Here is a 15467-nt window from a genome sequence, read left to right on the forward strand (position 1 = left end):
GGCCGGTGCCGCGCCCGGGGAGCGATCATCCGGTTTACGTGCCGGACGGCGATCGTAGCGGCACCACCGCCACCGGGCGGTTCGCGTGGCGGCTCAGTCCGATGATCGTGGAGCCCTGGCCGTTTCGGGCGAGGTTTCCGTCGTCCCCGCGGCCCACGATCAGCAGCGCGGCGTTCTCACCGGTCCTCGTGAGTACCGGAACCGGTTGACCGATCCGCACGCTTCGGCTGACTCGTACTTCCGGGTACTTCTCGGCCCAGCCGTCCGAGCGTTCGGCCAGCGATCGCTCCAGTGCCTGTCGCGGGCTCTCCCCGTCGCGCGGAAAGAGCGGTGTTCGCGAGGAATCCCCGTTGTCGGACTCGTGCCAGGACCGCACGATTTCGAGTCGCGGATCGTCGCGTGCGGTCGCCGCCTCGAAGGCGTACTGCAGCAGGGGAGCGTTGTCAGCGGCCTCGTCGACCCCGACCACAACGGGACCGTTCCACGAACCGCTCGCGCCGTTGGTCAGCACCACGGGACAGTGCGCTCGCCCGGCCACGGCGGCGCTTACCGAGCCGAGCGGATTTCCACCGAGCCCGCCGAGCACGAGTTCGCGCGCGTTGCGGGACTCCCGGATCAGACATTCCACCGGATGCCCCAGCGACACCCTGGTAACCACGCACAGTTCCGGTCGCAGTGTCCGGCAGCGCGCCGCCACTTCCTCGACCGTGCGGGCCGCGTAGTACTGGAGTGCCTCGTCCTCGTCGACCATCACCAGACACAGTGCGGAATCGGTGCGGACGCATTCCTCGGATGCCCACAGCGCCGCTTGCAGCGCGGTTGTCGATCCGTCGACGCCTACCACGATGTGTTGTTGGTCCGGTGACAACATTTTCTCGCTCCGCTCGTGACGAACCGATCTCCCCACGGAGAGGGGAGGAATGCTTACCGGTCAGACTGTTGTCACCCCGAGGGGAGCGGCAAGGGCCGAACGTCACCGGAACCGGTCGCCGACGGCGATCCGGCTACTGACCCCGCTGCGACCGGTGTCGCTCCAGTTCGTCCCCGGTGATCACCGTGGTGTTCTGCTCGGAGTTCTCCGGTTCACCACCGCCACCCGCGTACTCCGCTCGGATCTCGGCGGCCTCCCGCGACATCTCGTGCGCGTCGAGCACATCAGCCAGTCGACGTGCGAAGAGCGGTCGCTGTTCGTCGTCCTCGTGATGGCTCGCCTCGATCATGTGTTTGGCGAACAGCACACGAATGCTCGCGGGGTCCTGTCGTTCGTCGATTCCCGAGATCTCCGGCGGTGCCGTTTCCCCGTCCGACGCGAAGGCCTGGCGCGCGAACCCGGTGCCGTTGACAGCGGTGTCCGAGGCGAAGAAACCGGTGGCGGGCACCCACTGCGCCGGTGCCGCACCGTGCCGCGCGGCCTCCTCCGGGCTGTGGGCCAGCGCCGAGAGCTGGGACAGTGTGTCTACCAACCCCACCGCCTCCTCCAGCCGTTGCCTGGACACGTCCTCCTGCGCGAGCCACCACACCACCGCGTTGGCGGTGTCCTTGAGCGCGTCGTTGGTCAGGTACTCGCGGAAACCGCGTTCCCCGTCGCGCCTGCGCTGCCGTATTTCCTCGTCCTTGGCGATATCGCCGAGTGCGCGCAGCCGCTGTTCGTCGGTATCCCGCAACGTCAGCGACACGTCCTGCGCCCAAGCCCCCAGGTGCCCGGCCGGATCCTGTCGCATCGTCCCCAGCGCGTCCCGCAGCCGATGAGTGGTGATCCCGTGATCCAGCGCGCCGGTCTCCGCGGTCACCGCGCAGGCACGTCGATAGACCGCGTCCACCGCGATGGCCTGCTGTCGTTCCGGGGAGGGGCCCGCTGCTCCGGGAGCCGGAATCCAGTGCACCGTGGCCGACAACAGCAGCCGGTACTCCGGATGCTGCGTGGGCACCCACAGGCCCTCGACCTGGTGCGAAGGATGGGTGGAGGGTGTCTGCTCGGGTTGTTGCTGCTGCCGCTGTTCCTGTTGTTGCCGCATCTCCTCGCGGATGCGTTGTTCCTCGCGCTGCCTGCTGATCCGTCTGCCCAGCGGCTGTGGGGCCGCCGCCAGCGCCAGCGCCAGCGGCAGCCACAGCCATGCCGGCCACCCCGCGGCCAGCCCCAGCACCAACGGGACGATCGCGGCCACGACACCGAGCGCGCCGAGCAGTGCCTTTTCCTCACCGGTCATCACCGAGCCCCCTCGCCGAGGTCGACTGCGCCGATACGGGCGCGCGAGCTCCGGTGTCGCCGGTGACCGGCGTCGTGCCGCCGCCGCGGAGTCCATTACTCGGGCGGTTACGGTGGTCGTCGGTGCCGACCGGCTGGCCGGATCGCGCGCTCACGTCCGTGCCTACCGGTTGCACCCGGCATCGAGGTACCGCCGTTGATCGAGTTCGCTCGAATGGAGCATCCGCGCGATGGCGGGATCGTTCCCGCGGCATCCGGTGGGAAGCGTCCCGGAGGGCCGATGGATTCGTGACGACGGTTCGCCGCGCACCGGCACGCACCGGGGTTCGCCGCTCCGCGGGAGTCTCCGGTTCAGTCGCCCCACACCTCACGGGCGGTTTCGACGATCAGCCGCAGTTTGGCCGCCTGCTGTTCGATGTCCAGCGCGTTGCCCTCCTCGGTCGAGGCGAATCCGCACTGCGGCGAGAGGCAGAGCTGATCGATGTCGATGTAGCGGGTGGCCTCCTCGATCCGCCGCTTCAGCGCGTCCTTGGACTCCAACTCGCCGCGTTTGGTGGTGACCAGTCCGAGTACGACCACTTTGTCGTCGGGGACGAAGCGAAGTGGGGCGAACCCTCCCGAACGTTCGTCGTCGAACTCCAGGAAGAAGCCGTCCACGTCGAGCTCGTTGAACACCGCCTCGGCGACGAACTCGTAGCCGCCCTCGGCCACCCACGAGGAGCGGAAGTTGCCCCGGCACATGTGCGTGGTCACCGCCATGTCGGCCGGACGAGCCGCGAGCGCCGCGTTCATCTGCTTGATGTTGCGCAGGTGTTGGTGCTCGGCGTCGTCGCCGCGCTCGGCCAGCTGGGCGCGTTGGGCCGGATCGTTGAGGTAGGCCAGACTGGTGTCGTCGAGCTGGAGGTACTTGCACCCCCTGGCGCCCATGGCCCGGATCTGGTCGGCGTAGGCGGCCGAGAGATCGTCCCAGAACCCCTCGATGTCCGGGTACACCTCCGGACTGATCGCCGCGGGGCCGCCCCGGTAGTGAACCATGCTCGGAGAGGGCATCGTCAGTTTGGGGGTGGCGGTGCTGACCTGACCGGCCAGGTAGGCGAAGTCCTCGCCGAAGATCGGTTCCCCGAGTCGGATCCTCCCGTCGATCCGGGTGGCCGAGGGAGCGAACTCGATGTCGCCCGCTTCGTTGTGGAACCGCACGGACATCGTGGAGTCGCTGGCGTTGATGCCGTCCAACTTGTAGATGAAGTCCATGTGCCACGTGGAGCGGCGGAACTCACCGTCGGTCGCGGTGGAAAGCCCGATGTCCTCCTGCATGGCCACCACCTCGCGCACCGCGCGGTCCTCGGTTTCGCGCAGTGCCTCGGCGGACAGCTCGCCCGCCGCGAACCTCTCGCGTGCCGAGTGCAGGTACGAGGGGCGCAGCAGGCTGCCCACGTGGTCGGCCCGGTAGGGCGGGAAAGAACGTCGCGTCATGACCGTGACAGTAGGGCACCTCTTGTGGAACTTGTTGGTTCAGAGGAGGGGAGAACTCGCTGCGCAGCTGTTCCGGCTTCGACGGAGGTGACGGCAGCCGGGATTGACCGGATTCCGTTTCCGTTGAACGGAAAACCCGGTTTCGTGGCGCAGTGATCCGGATGATCCTCGGAAGGATGTTCGATTCCGGGGCGCACGGTGATCCCCCGACGAAAGCCCCGGTGGGTTGACTCGGGGGCGGTGGTACCCAAGAGTCCGTGAGGGCGACGGTCTCGTCGCGCTCGAACCGAGTGCAGGGAGCCGACTACAGGGAGCGTGGTATGCCACCCACCAAGGGCGGAGCTGTCGGACGCGACGACCGTTCCGTTACCGGGAAGCTGTTCATGCTGCTGTCGGCCTTCAGGTCAGGCAGAGCGGAATTGACGCTCAGCGAGATCGCGCACCGATCGGGGCTGGCCATGACCACGGTGCACCGGCTGGTCGGTGAGCTCACCGAGCGGGGAGTTCTGGAGCGCGGTTCCGATCGTCGCTACCGGGTCGGGCTCGCGTTGTTCGAGATCGCAGCGCTGGCCCCACGAGGGCCCGGACTGCGCGAGGTGGCGCTGCCCTACATGGAGGATCTCTACGAGTTCACCAGGGAGAACGTGCAGTTGGGGGTTCGGGCCGACGACGAGGTCGTGTTCGTGGAACGGCTCGCCGGGCGCGCCTCGGTGGGCGTGCGGACCAGAATCGGTGGCAGGTTTCCGATGCCGCCGACCGGTGTGGGCTTGGTGCTGCTCGCGCACGCTCCTCCCGAGGTCCGCCAACGCGTGTTGGCGGCGCCGCTGCACCGCTTCACCTCCCGCACGCTGACCGACCCGGAGCGGGTGCGAAGGGTGCTGGCAGACGTTCGCAGGGACGGGTTCGCGGTCAGCGACCGCCAGGTGACCTCCGATGCCCTGTCGGTGGCAGCGCCCGTCTTCGACGGCTCCGGTGCGGTGGTCGCGGCCCTTTCGGTGGTGCTGCGGTTCGGCAGCGTCCGGCCGAGCTCGCTGGCACCGGCCGTGCGGATGGCAGCTCGCGGAATCTCCCGCGCGCTGACCTCGGCACCGGATTCCATCGGGGAGACGGTGGCGGGCTGAACGGTTCCCGACGGGCCGATGTGGTGGTTGCCGCTGTCGCTGACCGGATGTTCGAGCCCGACCGGGCCAGGGATCAGCCGAAAACGGCACAGGTGCTCGAGGCCGTGGCCAGCAGTTTGCCCGTCGAGTCCCGGATCTCGCCCTCCGCGAACGCCACCTGTCGTCCCGGTTTGGTCACCCTGCCGAGGGCGTGGAGTTCTCCGGTGTCGAGGTGGATGGCGCGCAGGTAGCTGACCTTGATCTCGGCCGAACTGTAGCCGCTCCCGGCGGGAAGCGTGCTGTGCACGGCACAGCCGGTCACCGAGTCGAGCAGGGTGCAGGCCAGCCCGCCGTGCACCATGCCGATCGGGTTGTAGGCCGACTCGTCGGGAACGCAGCTGAACTCCACCTCGCCCTCGGCCACGCTGCTGATCCGCATGTCACCGAACAGCGCGCTGATCGGCGGGGGTGGCAGTTCGCCGCGGCGCATCGCCGAGAGGTAGTCCAGTCCGGACATCGTGGTGGCCGCCTCGGCGCCCGTGGACGGGTCGTACCAGGTGACGGTTTTGGTGCGCGGCTCGCCCCAGTCGTATCCGGTTGCGCTCGCATGGTTCATGGGCGCCAACGCTACATCCGGTTTCGCCGAGGGGAACCGGCGTGTGAGTGCGGCCACGGCACATCGGGGGACACGCCGGTTCCGGTCCGGGCGTTCAGCTCGTGGCCTGGGAGTGCTGGTTCTTCAACGTGAGGTAGTGCTGGGCGTTGGCCGTGATGAGCTCCCGCTCCTCGCCGGTTGTCTCGCGCCGCACCTTGCCCGGTACGCCCGCCACCAGCGAGTTCGGCGGGATCTCGGTGCCCTCCAGGATCACCGTTCCCGCCGCGATGATGCTGCCGGAACCGATGCGCGCTCCGTTGAGCACGGTCGCGCTCATGCCCACCAGCACGTTGTCCTCGACGGTGCAGCCGTGCAGCACGGCACGGTGACCGACCGAGACGTGCTCGCCGATGCTCACCGGGATTCCGGGGTCGGCGTGCGCCACGCAGCCGTCCTGGAGATTGCTGCGGTGCCCGATCGAGATGCTGTCGCAGTCGGCCCGCACCACCGAGGCGTACCAGACGCTCGCCTCCTCGGCGAGGGTCACATCACCGGCCAGTGTGGCGGTCGGGGCGACCCAGGCCCCCTGCCGGACGGTGGGAGCCGTCCCGTTCAGCTCGATCGCGTGCATGCTTCCTCCGTGGCGGACGCCGATGTTTCCGCGCCAACCTACACACCGGTAACCGACGACGGTACTGCCCGTCGTCGAGTCACCGATTACGTGGAAAACCAGTCCCGAGCGAGTACGGAACCGTTCGGTGAATCCGCCTGAGCGAGAACGCGTCTCGGACGGACGGCCCGCGACCGCTCGGCGGAGCACCGTTTCCCACCGAGCGGTTCAAGCACCCACAACTAGCCGTACACCCGCTGTGCGGCATCGCGGTACTTCTCGCGGATCTTCTCTCCGCGAGCCACGTCCCGGGCCTCGTACGATTCGCAGCGCAGCGGCCACTTCGGGGGTTGGTCGGTCCCGCTGGCCACCCACGCGGCCTGCCTGGCGGCGCCGAGGGCGACGTACTCCGCCGCCTCCGGTACCTGCACGTCCACTCCGAACAGCGTCGGAGCGATCGCGCGCACCGCGGCCGACTCCGCGGCGCCCCCGATCAGCAGCACCCGCCGCACGGTCACTCCCACGTTCCGCAGCGCGTCGATCCCGTCCGCGAGTCCGCAGAGCATTCCCTCCACGGCCGCGCGTGCCATGTTCTCCGGGGTCAGATTGCCGGTGCGCATCCCGGTCAGCGTGCCCGTGGCCTCGGGCAGGTTGGGGGTGCGCTCGCCGTCGAGGTAGGGCAGCAGCGTCAGCCCCTCGGCACCGGGCTCGGCCCGCAGCGCGAGTTCGTCCAACCCGGCGAGGTCGGTGCCGAGCGCGTTGGCCGTCGAGTCGAGCACCCGGGCCGCGTTCAGCGTCGCGATCAGCGGGAGGTAGCGGCCGGTCGCGTCGCAGAATCCGGCCACCGTTCCCGTCGGGTCGCCGCACGGCTGCTCGGTCACCGCGAAGGCGGTACCCGAGGTTCCGACGGAGACGACCACATCACCGGGTTCGATGCCGAGCCCGAGCGCCGCGGCCATGTTGTCGCCGGTGCCCGGCCCCAGGGTCGCCCCGCGCAGCTCCTCGAGCTCGGTGACCTCCCCGGCTGGTTCGCGCGGTGGGAGCACTTCGGGCAATCGAGGGGCACGGTCGGACAGCACCTCCCGGCACAGTTCCGGCAGCCATTCCCCCGAAGCGGGGGAGAAGTAGCCGGTTCCCGAGGCGTCCCCGCGATCGGTGACGGCACGATCCGGACCGCCGGACAGCCGCCAGGTCAGCCAGTCGTGCGGCAGCAACACCCGGTCCAGCCGTGCCGCGTTCTCCGGCTCGTTCTCGGCGAGCCAGGCGAGTTTGGTGAGCGTGAAACTCGCCACCGGAACCAGCCCGGTGCGTTCGGCCAGCTCGGCGGCGCCGTGTCGCTCGGTCAGCCGTCGTGCCTGCGGTGCCGAGCGGGTGTCGTTCCACAGCAGTGCGTCCCGCAGCACCGTGCCCGCGGAGTCGAGCGCGACCATGCCGTGTTGCTGTCCGGCCACGGCCACGGCTTCGACGGGGCCGGGGGCGGCATCGACCGCCTGCCGCACGGCCTCGCCGCACGCCCGCCACCACACCTCCGGAGCTATCTCGGAGTGCGGTGAGTGGGAGGCCCTGCCCTCGGCGACGACGCTGCCGTCCTCGGCGTCGACGACCAGCGCCTTCGTGGACTGGGTGGAGGAATCCATCCCCAGAACGAACACGACGACTCCTTTCGCGGTGACCAGGAGAGCACCTCACGGGCGCGCTCGGATCTCGTTGGTTTTCGTACGTGACGACACGCGTCGAGCGCGTGTGCTCGCGACACACGCGCTCGACACGAGTGGTGCCTGCCGTGGTGGCAGTCGCCCCGCGGCGGCGGGGCGTGCGGAGTCAGCTCAGCCCCATCAGGTGCTCCAACGCCAGCTGGTCCAGCCGCTCGTAGTGCATGGCGCGCTTACCCGCCTCCTCAGGGTCGAATCCCTCCGCGGAACTGAGCAGTTCCTCGGGCTTCTCGCCGGAGGCGAGCGTGGGACGAGCGAGTTCGTCCACGCGGGACGCCTCGAGCGCCTCCCGCACTCGCGGGTCGGCGCGGAAGGCCGCCGACCTCTCCCGCAGGATCAGGTAGTTGCGCATGCACCCCGCGGCCGAGGTCCACACGCCCTCGTCGTCCTCGGTGCGCGAGGGTTTGAAGTCGAAGTGCCTCGGCCCCTGGTAGCCCGCGTTCTCCAGCAGGTCGACCGTGAAGAACGCGCTCTTGAGGTCGCCCGCACCGAACCGGAGGTCCTGGTCGAACTTGGCGCCGTGCTGGCCGTTGAGATCCAGGTGGAACAGTTTGCCCGCCCACAGCGCCTGGGCTATGCCGTGCACGTAGTTGAGCCCGGCCATCTGCTCGTGACCGACCTCGGGATTCACCCCGACCATGTCGGGGTGTTCGAGCTGCTCGATGAACGAGAGCACGTGCCCCACCGTCGGCAGCAGGATGTCGCCACGCGGCTCGTTGGGCTTGGGCTCCAGGGCCAACCGCAGGTCGTAACCGCGGTCCCGAACGAACTCGCAGACCGTGTCGATGCCCTCCTTGTAGCGGGCGAAGGCCGCCCGGGCGTCGATCCCCGCGTCGGTCTCGGCGCCTTCCCTGCCACCCCAGGCGACGAAGGTCCGCGCACCGAGTTCGGCGGCGAGTTCGACGTTGCGCAGCATCTTGCGCAGCGCGAACCGCCGTATGTCCCTGTCGTTGGCCGTCAGGGCGCCGTCCTTGAAGACCGGGTGTCCGAACAGGTTGGTGGTGATCATCGGCACGGTCATGCCGGTCTCGTCCAGTGCCTCGCGGAACCGCGAGACCACCCGCTGCCGCTCGGACTCGTCCGCCGCGAACGGGATCAGGTCGTCATCGTGGAACGTGATTCCCCAGGCCCCCAGCTCCGCCAGGCGGTGCACCGCCCGCACCGGGTCCAGCTCCGGCCGGGTGGGCGCTCCGAACGGGTCGGCTCCCTGGAAACCGACCGTCCAGAGTCCGAACGAGAACTTGTCGGCCGCGGCGGGTGAGTAGTCGTTCACTTGTTGCTCCTTTCACGGGAACGGCATTGCCGTCCACTGGGGACGGGTGGGGAGCCGGTGGCCACCGGCTCCCCGGCTCGGTCACCGAACCTTGACGACGAACTTCGTCGACTCGGTGTGACCGCGATAGCGCACGGTCGCGGTGACCGTGGCGACCCCGGAATCACGGGTGCGAATCACCCCGTGCGGATTCACCGACACGACCCCCGGTCGGTTGCTGCGGTATTGCACCCGCATTCCGGGTGGCAGGGGCTCGTCGCGTTCGTCCGCGACATGTCCGACGAGCGTTCCGTCGCTGAACGAGACCGTCGTGCGCGGCCGGACCACGGTGTCGCGATCGAAGATCCTGCGCACCGTGATCCCGCGTTCGGCGTCACCGGCGGCCCGCGGCGTGGTGCTCACAGCGGCGGGAACCGGCCGCAGCTTGCCGTGCACCGTCACCCGCTCGCTGTCGGCGACGTCCGATTCGGAACTCGAATGCGCCAGTCGGAACTCGTAGCCACCGGCGCTGAGCTCGTAGCGGTTCCGCTGCTGGTCGAACAGCGCCAGATCGCGCACCGGGATCGTGAACTCGACACGCTTGCTCTCGTGCGGCCGGAGCGAGACCTTCTCGAAGCCGGCGAGCCGCTCGTCCGGACGTTCGGCCCGGTCCGCCTTCGACGAGGCGGCGTAGAGCTGCACCACGTCGGAGCCCGCGACCTCTCCGGTGTTGGTGACCCGCGCACTCGCGCGGACCTTACCGTTGGCGTTGACGTGGTCGCGTTGGATCCGCAGGTCACCGTACTCGAACTCGGTGTAGCCGAGACCGTGGCCGAACGGGTAGGAGGCCCCGCCGTCGAAGTACATGTAGGTCCGGCCGGGTCGCGAGTCCGCCGGTCTGATCGAGTAGTCGCCGATCGAGGGCAGCTGGGACTCGTTCTTGTACCAGGTGAAGGGCAGGTGCCCGCTCGGGTTGCTCTCGCCCAGCAGCACGTCGGCCAGTGCCTGGCCCTTGCGCTGTCCGTTGTAGGAGCTCCACAGCAGCGCCTGCACCTCGGAGGAGAAGTCGCTCACGTCGACCGCCCCGATGGTCTCCAGGTAGACCACCGTGTTCGGGTTGTTCGCCGCTACCTCGTTGATCAGCTTCGTCTGCGGCTCCGGCAGCCGCAGCGACTCCCGGTCCTCGTCCTCCTTCGCGGTGCTCTCGTCCGTTCCGCCGTAGACGACCACCGCGTCGAAGTCGGCGGAGGCACGCACGGAGTTCCGGTTCAACTGGTGCTCGGTACCGGGCTTCGTGCCGGGGAGGTAGTCCACGACCGCATCGGGGTTGATCTCCTCGACCGCCCGCTTGAGCCCCTCGTAGCCGTTGACGCCGTTGGCACGGCCGGACGGCCCCTGGTCGCTGGAGTAGCCGCCCAGATACATCTGTTCCGGATTGGCGTGGTCACCGATGACCGCCAGGCGGTACTGTCCGGACTTCGGTATCCGCAGCGGCAGCAGCTTGCCACCGTCCTCGGCGGGTTGGTTGCGCAGCAGCACGATGGACTCGGAGGCCGCCTCGCGGGCGAGGTCCAACCGTTCCGGGGTCTGGGTCACCGCGTTGTTCGACTCCGCGTCCTCCCAGCTGCCCTTGGGGACGCGTTCGCGGGCGCGCTGGACCCAGGGCACCTGTTCGGGGTCGTCGAACTCGCCGAGTCGGATCCGCACCGTGAACATCCGGATCAGCGAGGCGTCCATGAAGTTCTCGGTGTAGACGCCGTTGTGGGTCTCGATCTTCTGCTGGGCCGCCTCGGGAAGCGTGTTACCGAAGTTGTGCTCGTCGTGGTAACCCTGGTTGCAGTTGAGGTCCACACCGGCCGCGTTCGCGTAGGCGTTGCGCTCGATGTGGTCGAGCGGTTCCTCCTCGCCCTCCGGTTTCCAGTTGTGGCCGTGCTGGATCTCGTAGACCGAGTCGCAGTCGGAGGTGAAGAACCCGTCGAACCCGAAGGTCTTGCGGGCCAGGGTGTCCAGCAGGCCGACGTCGGCCGAGGCGGGCACCCCGTTGACCCGGTTGTAAGCGGTCATGATCGAACCGGGCGAGCTCTGGCGGATCACTTCCTTGAACGGAGCCGTGTAGTACTCGCGCAGCGTCCGCTCGTCCATGTTCGACGTGCCGGTGAGCCGGTTGAACTCGCTGTTGTTCGCGGCGAAGTGCTTGATCGTGGTGCTGGTCTTGAGATAGCCCTCCGCGGCGGGCAGCAGGTTGCCCTGCTTGTCCTTGCCCTCCATACCGTTGACGTACTGCGAGGCCATGGCCGCGGTCAGGCCGGGGTCCTCGCTGAATGTCTCGTCGTTGCGGCCCCACCTCGGATCCCGGCTCAGGTTGATGGTGGGGGAGTAGAAGTTGAGGTCGAGCCTGTTGTCGCGCACCACCTCGCGAGCCTCGCTGGAGGTGGCCTGCGCGACCCGGTACATCAGGTCGGGGTTCCAGGTGGATCCCATGGACAGGCTCACCGGGTACGAGGTGGTGTTGGTCAGTATCTCGGGGTTGCCCTCCTCGTTGTACTGCTCCCGTGCGACGCCGTGTGCCGCTTCGTTCCACCAGCCGTAGGACCGCACCCCGAGCCGGGGGATGGCTGGTGCCTGACTGCTGATCAGCTGTGACGCCTTCTCGGACGGCGTCATCCGGGAAACCAGGTCGGCGGCACGTTCCCGTGCCGAGTGGCTCTGGTCCAGGTACACGGGCGTCTCATCGGTTCTCTCCTGGGCCAGCGCGGGTGCGGTGGACAGCGCACAACTCACGCACAGGCCGAGGGTCACCAGGAGACGTGTCGGTCCTCGTCTCATCCAGCTCTCCGTCAACTCGGTGCCAAATGTCGTTCGGTCTCGACAGCGGGACCGGATCCGGTCGTTCACCGGTTCGCCGCTGCCGCGATCGTGCGGTGTGACGTGTTAAATATTATTTGTAAGAGGTAAAAACAAAATGGGCGGCGTGTCAACCCCCACACCCGTTGGCGCCGCGCAACGGTGCAACGTTGACTGGCGAACGTTGACTGGCGAGGGAAGCAATGAGCCGCGAAGCGAGGACCACGTGACCGCATCGACCGCGCAGGGCCGCGATCCGGCCAGCCTGCGACGTCACAATCTCCGGGCGCTGCTGCGTCATCTGCACCTGCGGGGCCCCACCAGCCGGGTCGGACTCGGCGAAGTGACCGGACTCACCCGCAGCGCCATCGCGGACCTGGTGGGGGAGCTGACCGAACGCGGGTTGGTGCTGGAAAGCGGTTCGAGCCAGCAGCAGCCGGGCAGAACCGGCCGGGGACGTCCCCCGCTGATCGTCTCGCCGCGCGACGAACGCGCCTACGCGCTCGCCATAGCCGTCGACGTGGACACCGTACGCATCGGCAGAGTGGGGCTGGGAGGCAACGTTCTCGAGGAGATGACCACCCAGCACGAACACTCGCCCGGTGACCCCACACCGGGGCTGGAGCAGCTCGCACGACTGGTCCGCGAGCTCGTGACGACGACCGAGGCCTCGCCCATCGCGGTGGGGGTGGCGGTGCCCGGCCTGGTACGGGACGAGGACGGTGTGGTCACCCGCGCTCCCAACCTCGGTTGGCACGAGCTGGCGCTCGGGCAACGACTGCGCGAGTCGGCGGATATCACGGCTCCGGTGGTGGTCGGCAACGAGGCGCGGCTGGCCGCCTTGGCCGAACACCGTCGTGGTGCGGGCAGGGATCGAACCGACCTGGTGTACGTGTCCGCGGGTGTCGGCGTGGGCGCCGGGATCGTGGCTCACGACCAGCTGCTCACCGGCAGCACCGGATACGCGGGCGAGATCGGGCACATGATCACGAGTCCCGGCGGCAGAGCCTGCCACTGTGGTGCCCGGGGGTGTTGGGAAACCGAGATCGGGGCCGATGCACTGCTGCGGCGGAGCGGTGTCGTCGAACCCGCCGACAGACAGGCCGAACTGGAACGGCTGTTCGACCGCGCCGAACGGGGGGACGCCGAAGCGCTCGACGCGTTCCGGCAGCTCTGTGCGCCGGTCGCGATCGGTCTGGCCAATCTGATAAACATCTTCGATCCGGGACTGGTGCTGCTCGGTGGGCTGCTGCGACCTCTGCTGCGGCACGCCGAGGGAGAACTGCGCCACAGCCTCGAACGCGTCCGGGGACTTCCCGAACTGCCGGTGGAACTCGGCAGCGCTCGGCTGGGGGAGCAGGGACACCTGCTCGGTGCCGCCGAAGCCGCGGTGAGCAGCTTCCTCGCGTCCTTCGAGTAGGCCCCTTCTTCACCGCGGGGGTTCGCGACCCGCTCGTGGTCGGGTGCGGATGCTCGCACCCGACCACGCAGCCGCCGGTCCCACCACATCGGACACCACTCCGTCACGCCGAGCGAGCAGCCCGTGGTGGCCATGTGTCCCCGGTTCCGGCGGTGCCCGTCCCGACGCCACCGGAACCGGGCGGAGACCACCACGGGACTCGCGCCCGTGCGACGGGCGTCCCGCCGCGCACGAGGACCTCACACCGGGGGCCGCCTACGTGCCCAGTTCCACGGTCGCGCCCTCCCGGCGGAACACCGGCACCGTCTCCAGCGGGGCCCCGACCGTGATCGTGCTGCCCCCGTCGAACGTCCGCCCGTCCCAGGCGCCGACCCACCTGTCGCCGTGCGGCAGCCGCACCGAGCGCTCCCGTGCGCCGTACTCGGTAACCGGTGCCACCAGCACGTCCGGCCCCAGCAGGAACTGGTCCTCGACATCCCACACCCGCTCGTCGTCCGGATAGTCGACGAACAACGGGCGCATCGGCGGCAGACCGCGTTCGTGCGCCACGCGCATCTGCTCCATCAGGTACGGCCGGAGCCGTTCCCGGAGGAACAGCGTCTCGCGGATCGACTCGTAGGCCTGTTCGCCGAACGACCACACCTCGTTGGGGCCACCGGTCATCTCCGGCCCCAGCGGCATGCGCGGATCACGGTTTCCGTGCAGCCGGAACAGGGGGCAGAACACCCCGTACTGGAACCACCGCACCACCAGCTCCCGGAAGTACTCCGAATCGGGGTCGCCACCGTGGAACCCGCCGATGTCCGTGGTCCACCAGGGAATCCCGGACAACGCGACGTTCAGCCCGGCACGCACCTGAGCCCGCAGCGATTCGAAGGTGGCGTCGATGTCGCCGGACCACAGGGCCGCACCGTAGCGTTGACTACCGGCCCACGCGGAACGGCACAGTGACACGATCTCGGTCTCGCCCTCGTCCCGCATCCCGTCGTGGAATCCCTGGGCGTGCCGCAGCGGATACAGGTTGAACACCTCCCTGCCCGGCCCCTCCGCGAACCGCAGGTTCTCCGGAGTGCCCGGGCGGATCTCCGGTTCGCAGGCGTCCAACCACCAAACCCGTACTCCCAGGTCGTAGTAGTGCTCCCGCGCCCTGTCCCAGACGAACCGGCGCGCCCGGGGGTTCGTGGCGTCGTAGAAGGCCACCGGCATCTCGACGTCGAACCCCTTGTCCCGCCACGGTGCGTGGTACGGGACCCCGGCCTCGGTCTCGACCAGCAACCCCTCCCGACTCATTCGCTCGAAGTTCTCGCTGAGCGGGTTGACCGAGGGCCAGATCGAGACCATCAGGCGCACCCCGGCCTCGTCGAGCTCGCGCAGCATGGCCGCCGGGTCCGGGTACTCGGCCGGATCGAACTTCCACTCGCCCAGGTGGGGCCAGTGGAAGAAGTCCGAGACGATCACCGACAGCGGCAACCCGCGACGCCGGTACTCCCGGACGACCTCCAGCAGTTCCTCCTGGGAGCGGTACCGCAGTTTGCTCTGCCAGAATCCGGCGGCCCACTCCGGCAGCATCGGGGGCCGGCCGGTGACCTCGGTGTAGTTGCCCAGCAGATCGGCCGGTGTTCGGCCGGTGGTGACCCAGTAGTCCAGCTGCCTGGTGCTGTCGGCCACCCACCTGGTCCCGTTGTGCGCGAACTCCACCCTGCCGACCGCCGGGTTGTTCCACAGAAAGCCGTATCCCCTGCTCGAGAGCAGGAAGGGAATGGAGACCTCCGCGTTGCGCTGCACCAGATCCAGCACGGTCCCCTTCTGATCGAGCAGTCCGTGCGTGTGCTGCCCCAGCCCGTAGATCCGCTCCCCGTCGTAGGCCCGGAAACACTGCTCCATGCGCCTGCTGCTGCCGGAGCTGGACCCGTAGAGCCGCGGTCCGGGCCACCAGAAGTGCGCTGGTTGTTCGGCCAGCAGTTCGCCGCCGTCGCTCGTGTCGACGAAACGCAGCATTCCCGCCGTGTCGATCTCGGCGGTCAGGGAACCGTTGGTGATCCTGGCGAGGGAGTCCTCGATGGTGATCCCGGGAGCCTCGCCGGACTCGGGACGTTCGACGAGCGCCCCGGGAAAGTCGTCGACCAGCGGAGCGAATCCGGCTCGCACCCGCAGGCTGTCCCGTCCCCAGGGTTCGATCCGAACGGTCTCCTGACCGTGGGTCCACTCCAATGCCCCGTCGTTCTCGTGGGCACCTCGCATGATTCCGCCTTCCT

General features: G+C 68.7%; 11 protein-coding genes. 2 read left to right on the plus strand and 9 right to left on the minus strand.

Annotation, left to right across the window (positions count from 1 at the left end):
* Positions 1-34: 34 nt before the first annotated feature.
* The 3 genes from BM150_RS05835 to BM150_RS05845 all read right to left on the minus strand — a co-directional run bounded on the left by BM150_RS05835 (position 35) and on the right by BM150_RS05845 (position 3679).
* Positions 35-871, minus strand: coding sequence for a universal stress protein (locus BM150_RS05835; protein ID WP_092924801.1), 837 nt, complete (start codon positions 869-871; stop codon positions 35-37).
* 133 nt (positions 872-1004) lie between these two features.
* Entirely contained in the window at positions 1005-2207 is a 1203-nt protein-coding gene (locus tag BM150_RS05840) for a hypothetical protein (RefSeq protein WP_092924803.1), read from the minus strand.
* Positions 2208-2557: 350 nt separating this feature from the next.
* The gene (locus BM150_RS05845) at positions 2558-3679 is read right to left on the minus strand and encodes a 5-methyltetrahydropteroyltriglutamate--homocysteine S-methyltransferase (RefSeq protein ID WP_092924805.1); all 1122 of its coding nucleotides are present in this window, start codon (positions 3677-3679) and stop codon (positions 2558-2560) included.
* A gap of 320 nt (positions 3680-3999) precedes the next feature.
* Between BM150_RS05845 and BM150_RS05850 the strand changes: the two genes are divergently transcribed.
* Positions 4000-4800: an IclR family transcriptional regulator gene (locus BM150_RS05850; RefSeq protein ID WP_092925075.1), complete on the plus strand. Its 801-nt coding sequence runs from the start codon at positions 4000-4002 to the stop codon at positions 4798-4800.
* Positions 4801-4873: 73 nt separating this feature from the next.
* Here the strand turns inward: BM150_RS05850 and BM150_RS05855 are convergent, their stop codons facing one another.
* The 5 genes from BM150_RS05855 to BM150_RS05875 form a co-directional block, all read right to left on the minus strand.
* Positions 4874-5395 (minus strand): PaaI family thioesterase, encoded by a 522-nt coding sequence (locus BM150_RS05855; RefSeq protein ID WP_092924807.1) that lies wholly within the window; start codon positions 5393-5395, stop codon positions 4874-4876.
* 94 nt (positions 5396-5489) lie between these two features.
* Positions 5490-6005 (minus strand): gamma carbonic anhydrase family protein, encoded by a 516-nt coding sequence (locus BM150_RS05860; protein WP_092924809.1) that lies wholly within the window; start codon positions 6003-6005, stop codon positions 5490-5492.
* 221 nt (positions 6006-6226) lie between these two features.
* Complete coding sequence (gene xylB / locus BM150_RS05865) at positions 6227-7621, minus strand: xylulokinase (RefSeq protein ID WP_092925077.1); 1395 nt, start codon at positions 7619-7621, stop codon at positions 6227-6229.
* 184 nt (positions 7622-7805) lie between these two features.
* Positions 7806-8969 (minus strand): xylose isomerase, encoded by a 1164-nt coding sequence (gene xylA, locus BM150_RS05870; RefSeq protein ID WP_092924811.1) that lies wholly within the window; start codon positions 8967-8969, stop codon positions 7806-7808.
* Positions 8970-9050: 81 nt separating this feature from the next.
* Positions 9051-11774: a glycoside hydrolase family 3 C-terminal domain-containing protein gene (locus BM150_RS05875; RefSeq protein WP_092924813.1), complete on the minus strand. Its 2724-nt coding sequence runs from the start codon at positions 11772-11774 to the stop codon at positions 9051-9053.
* Positions 11775-12018: 244 nt separating this feature from the next.
* Between BM150_RS05875 and BM150_RS05880 the strand changes: the two genes are divergently transcribed.
* Positions 12019-13212 (plus strand): ROK family protein, encoded by a 1194-nt coding sequence (locus BM150_RS05880; protein WP_092924815.1) that lies wholly within the window; start codon positions 12019-12021, stop codon positions 13210-13212.
* A 255-nt stretch (positions 13213-13467) separates the two neighbouring features.
* Here the strand turns inward: BM150_RS05880 and BM150_RS05885 are convergent, their stop codons facing one another.
* On the minus strand, positions 13468-15453 hold the full coding sequence (locus BM150_RS05885) for a glycoside hydrolase family 31 protein (RefSeq protein WP_092924817.1): 1986 nt from the start codon (positions 15451-15453) through the stop codon (positions 13468-13470).
* Positions 15454-15467: the final 14 nt, after the last annotated feature.

It is taken from the genome of Actinopolyspora alba (genome assembly GCF_900112765.1).
Lineage (GTDB): Bacteria > Actinomycetota > Actinomycetes > Mycobacteriales > Pseudonocardiaceae > Actinopolyspora > Actinopolyspora alba.

Bases quoted from the DNA above. Each gene is read 5' to 3' on its own strand.
- BM150_RS05835 (WP_092924801.1), bottom strand. From the start codon at position 871: ATGTTGTCACCGGACCAACAACACATCGTGGTAGGCGTCGACGGATCG.
- BM150_RS05840 (WP_092924803.1), bottom strand. From the start codon at position 2,207: ATGACCGGTGAGGAAAAGGCACTGCTCGGCGCGCTCGGTGTCGTGGCC.
- BM150_RS05845 (WP_092924805.1), bottom strand. From the start codon at position 3,679: ATGACGCGACGTTCTTTCCCGCCCTACCGGGCCGACCACGTGGGCAGC.
- BM150_RS05850 (WP_092925075.1), top strand. From the start codon at position 4,000: ATGCCACCCACCAAGGGCGGAGCTGTCGGACGCGACGACCGTTCCGTT.
- BM150_RS05855 (WP_092924807.1), bottom strand. From the start codon at position 5,395: ATGAACCATGCGAGCGCAACCGGATACGACTGGGGCGAGCCGCGCACC.
- BM150_RS05860 (WP_092924809.1), bottom strand. From the start codon at position 6,005: ATGCACGCGATCGAGCTGAACGGGACGGCTCCCACCGTCCGGCAGGGG.
- xylB (WP_092925077.1), bottom strand. From the start codon at position 7,621: ATGGATTCCTCCACCCAGTCCACGAAGGCGCTGGTCGTCGACGCCGAG.
- BM150_RS05875 (WP_092924813.1), bottom strand. From the start codon at position 11,774: ATGAGACGAGGACCGACACGTCTCCTGGTGACCCTCGGCCTGTGCGTG.
- BM150_RS05885 (WP_092924817.1), bottom strand. From the start codon at position 15,453: ATGCGAGGTGCCCACGAGAACGACGGGGCATTGGAGTGGACCCACGGT.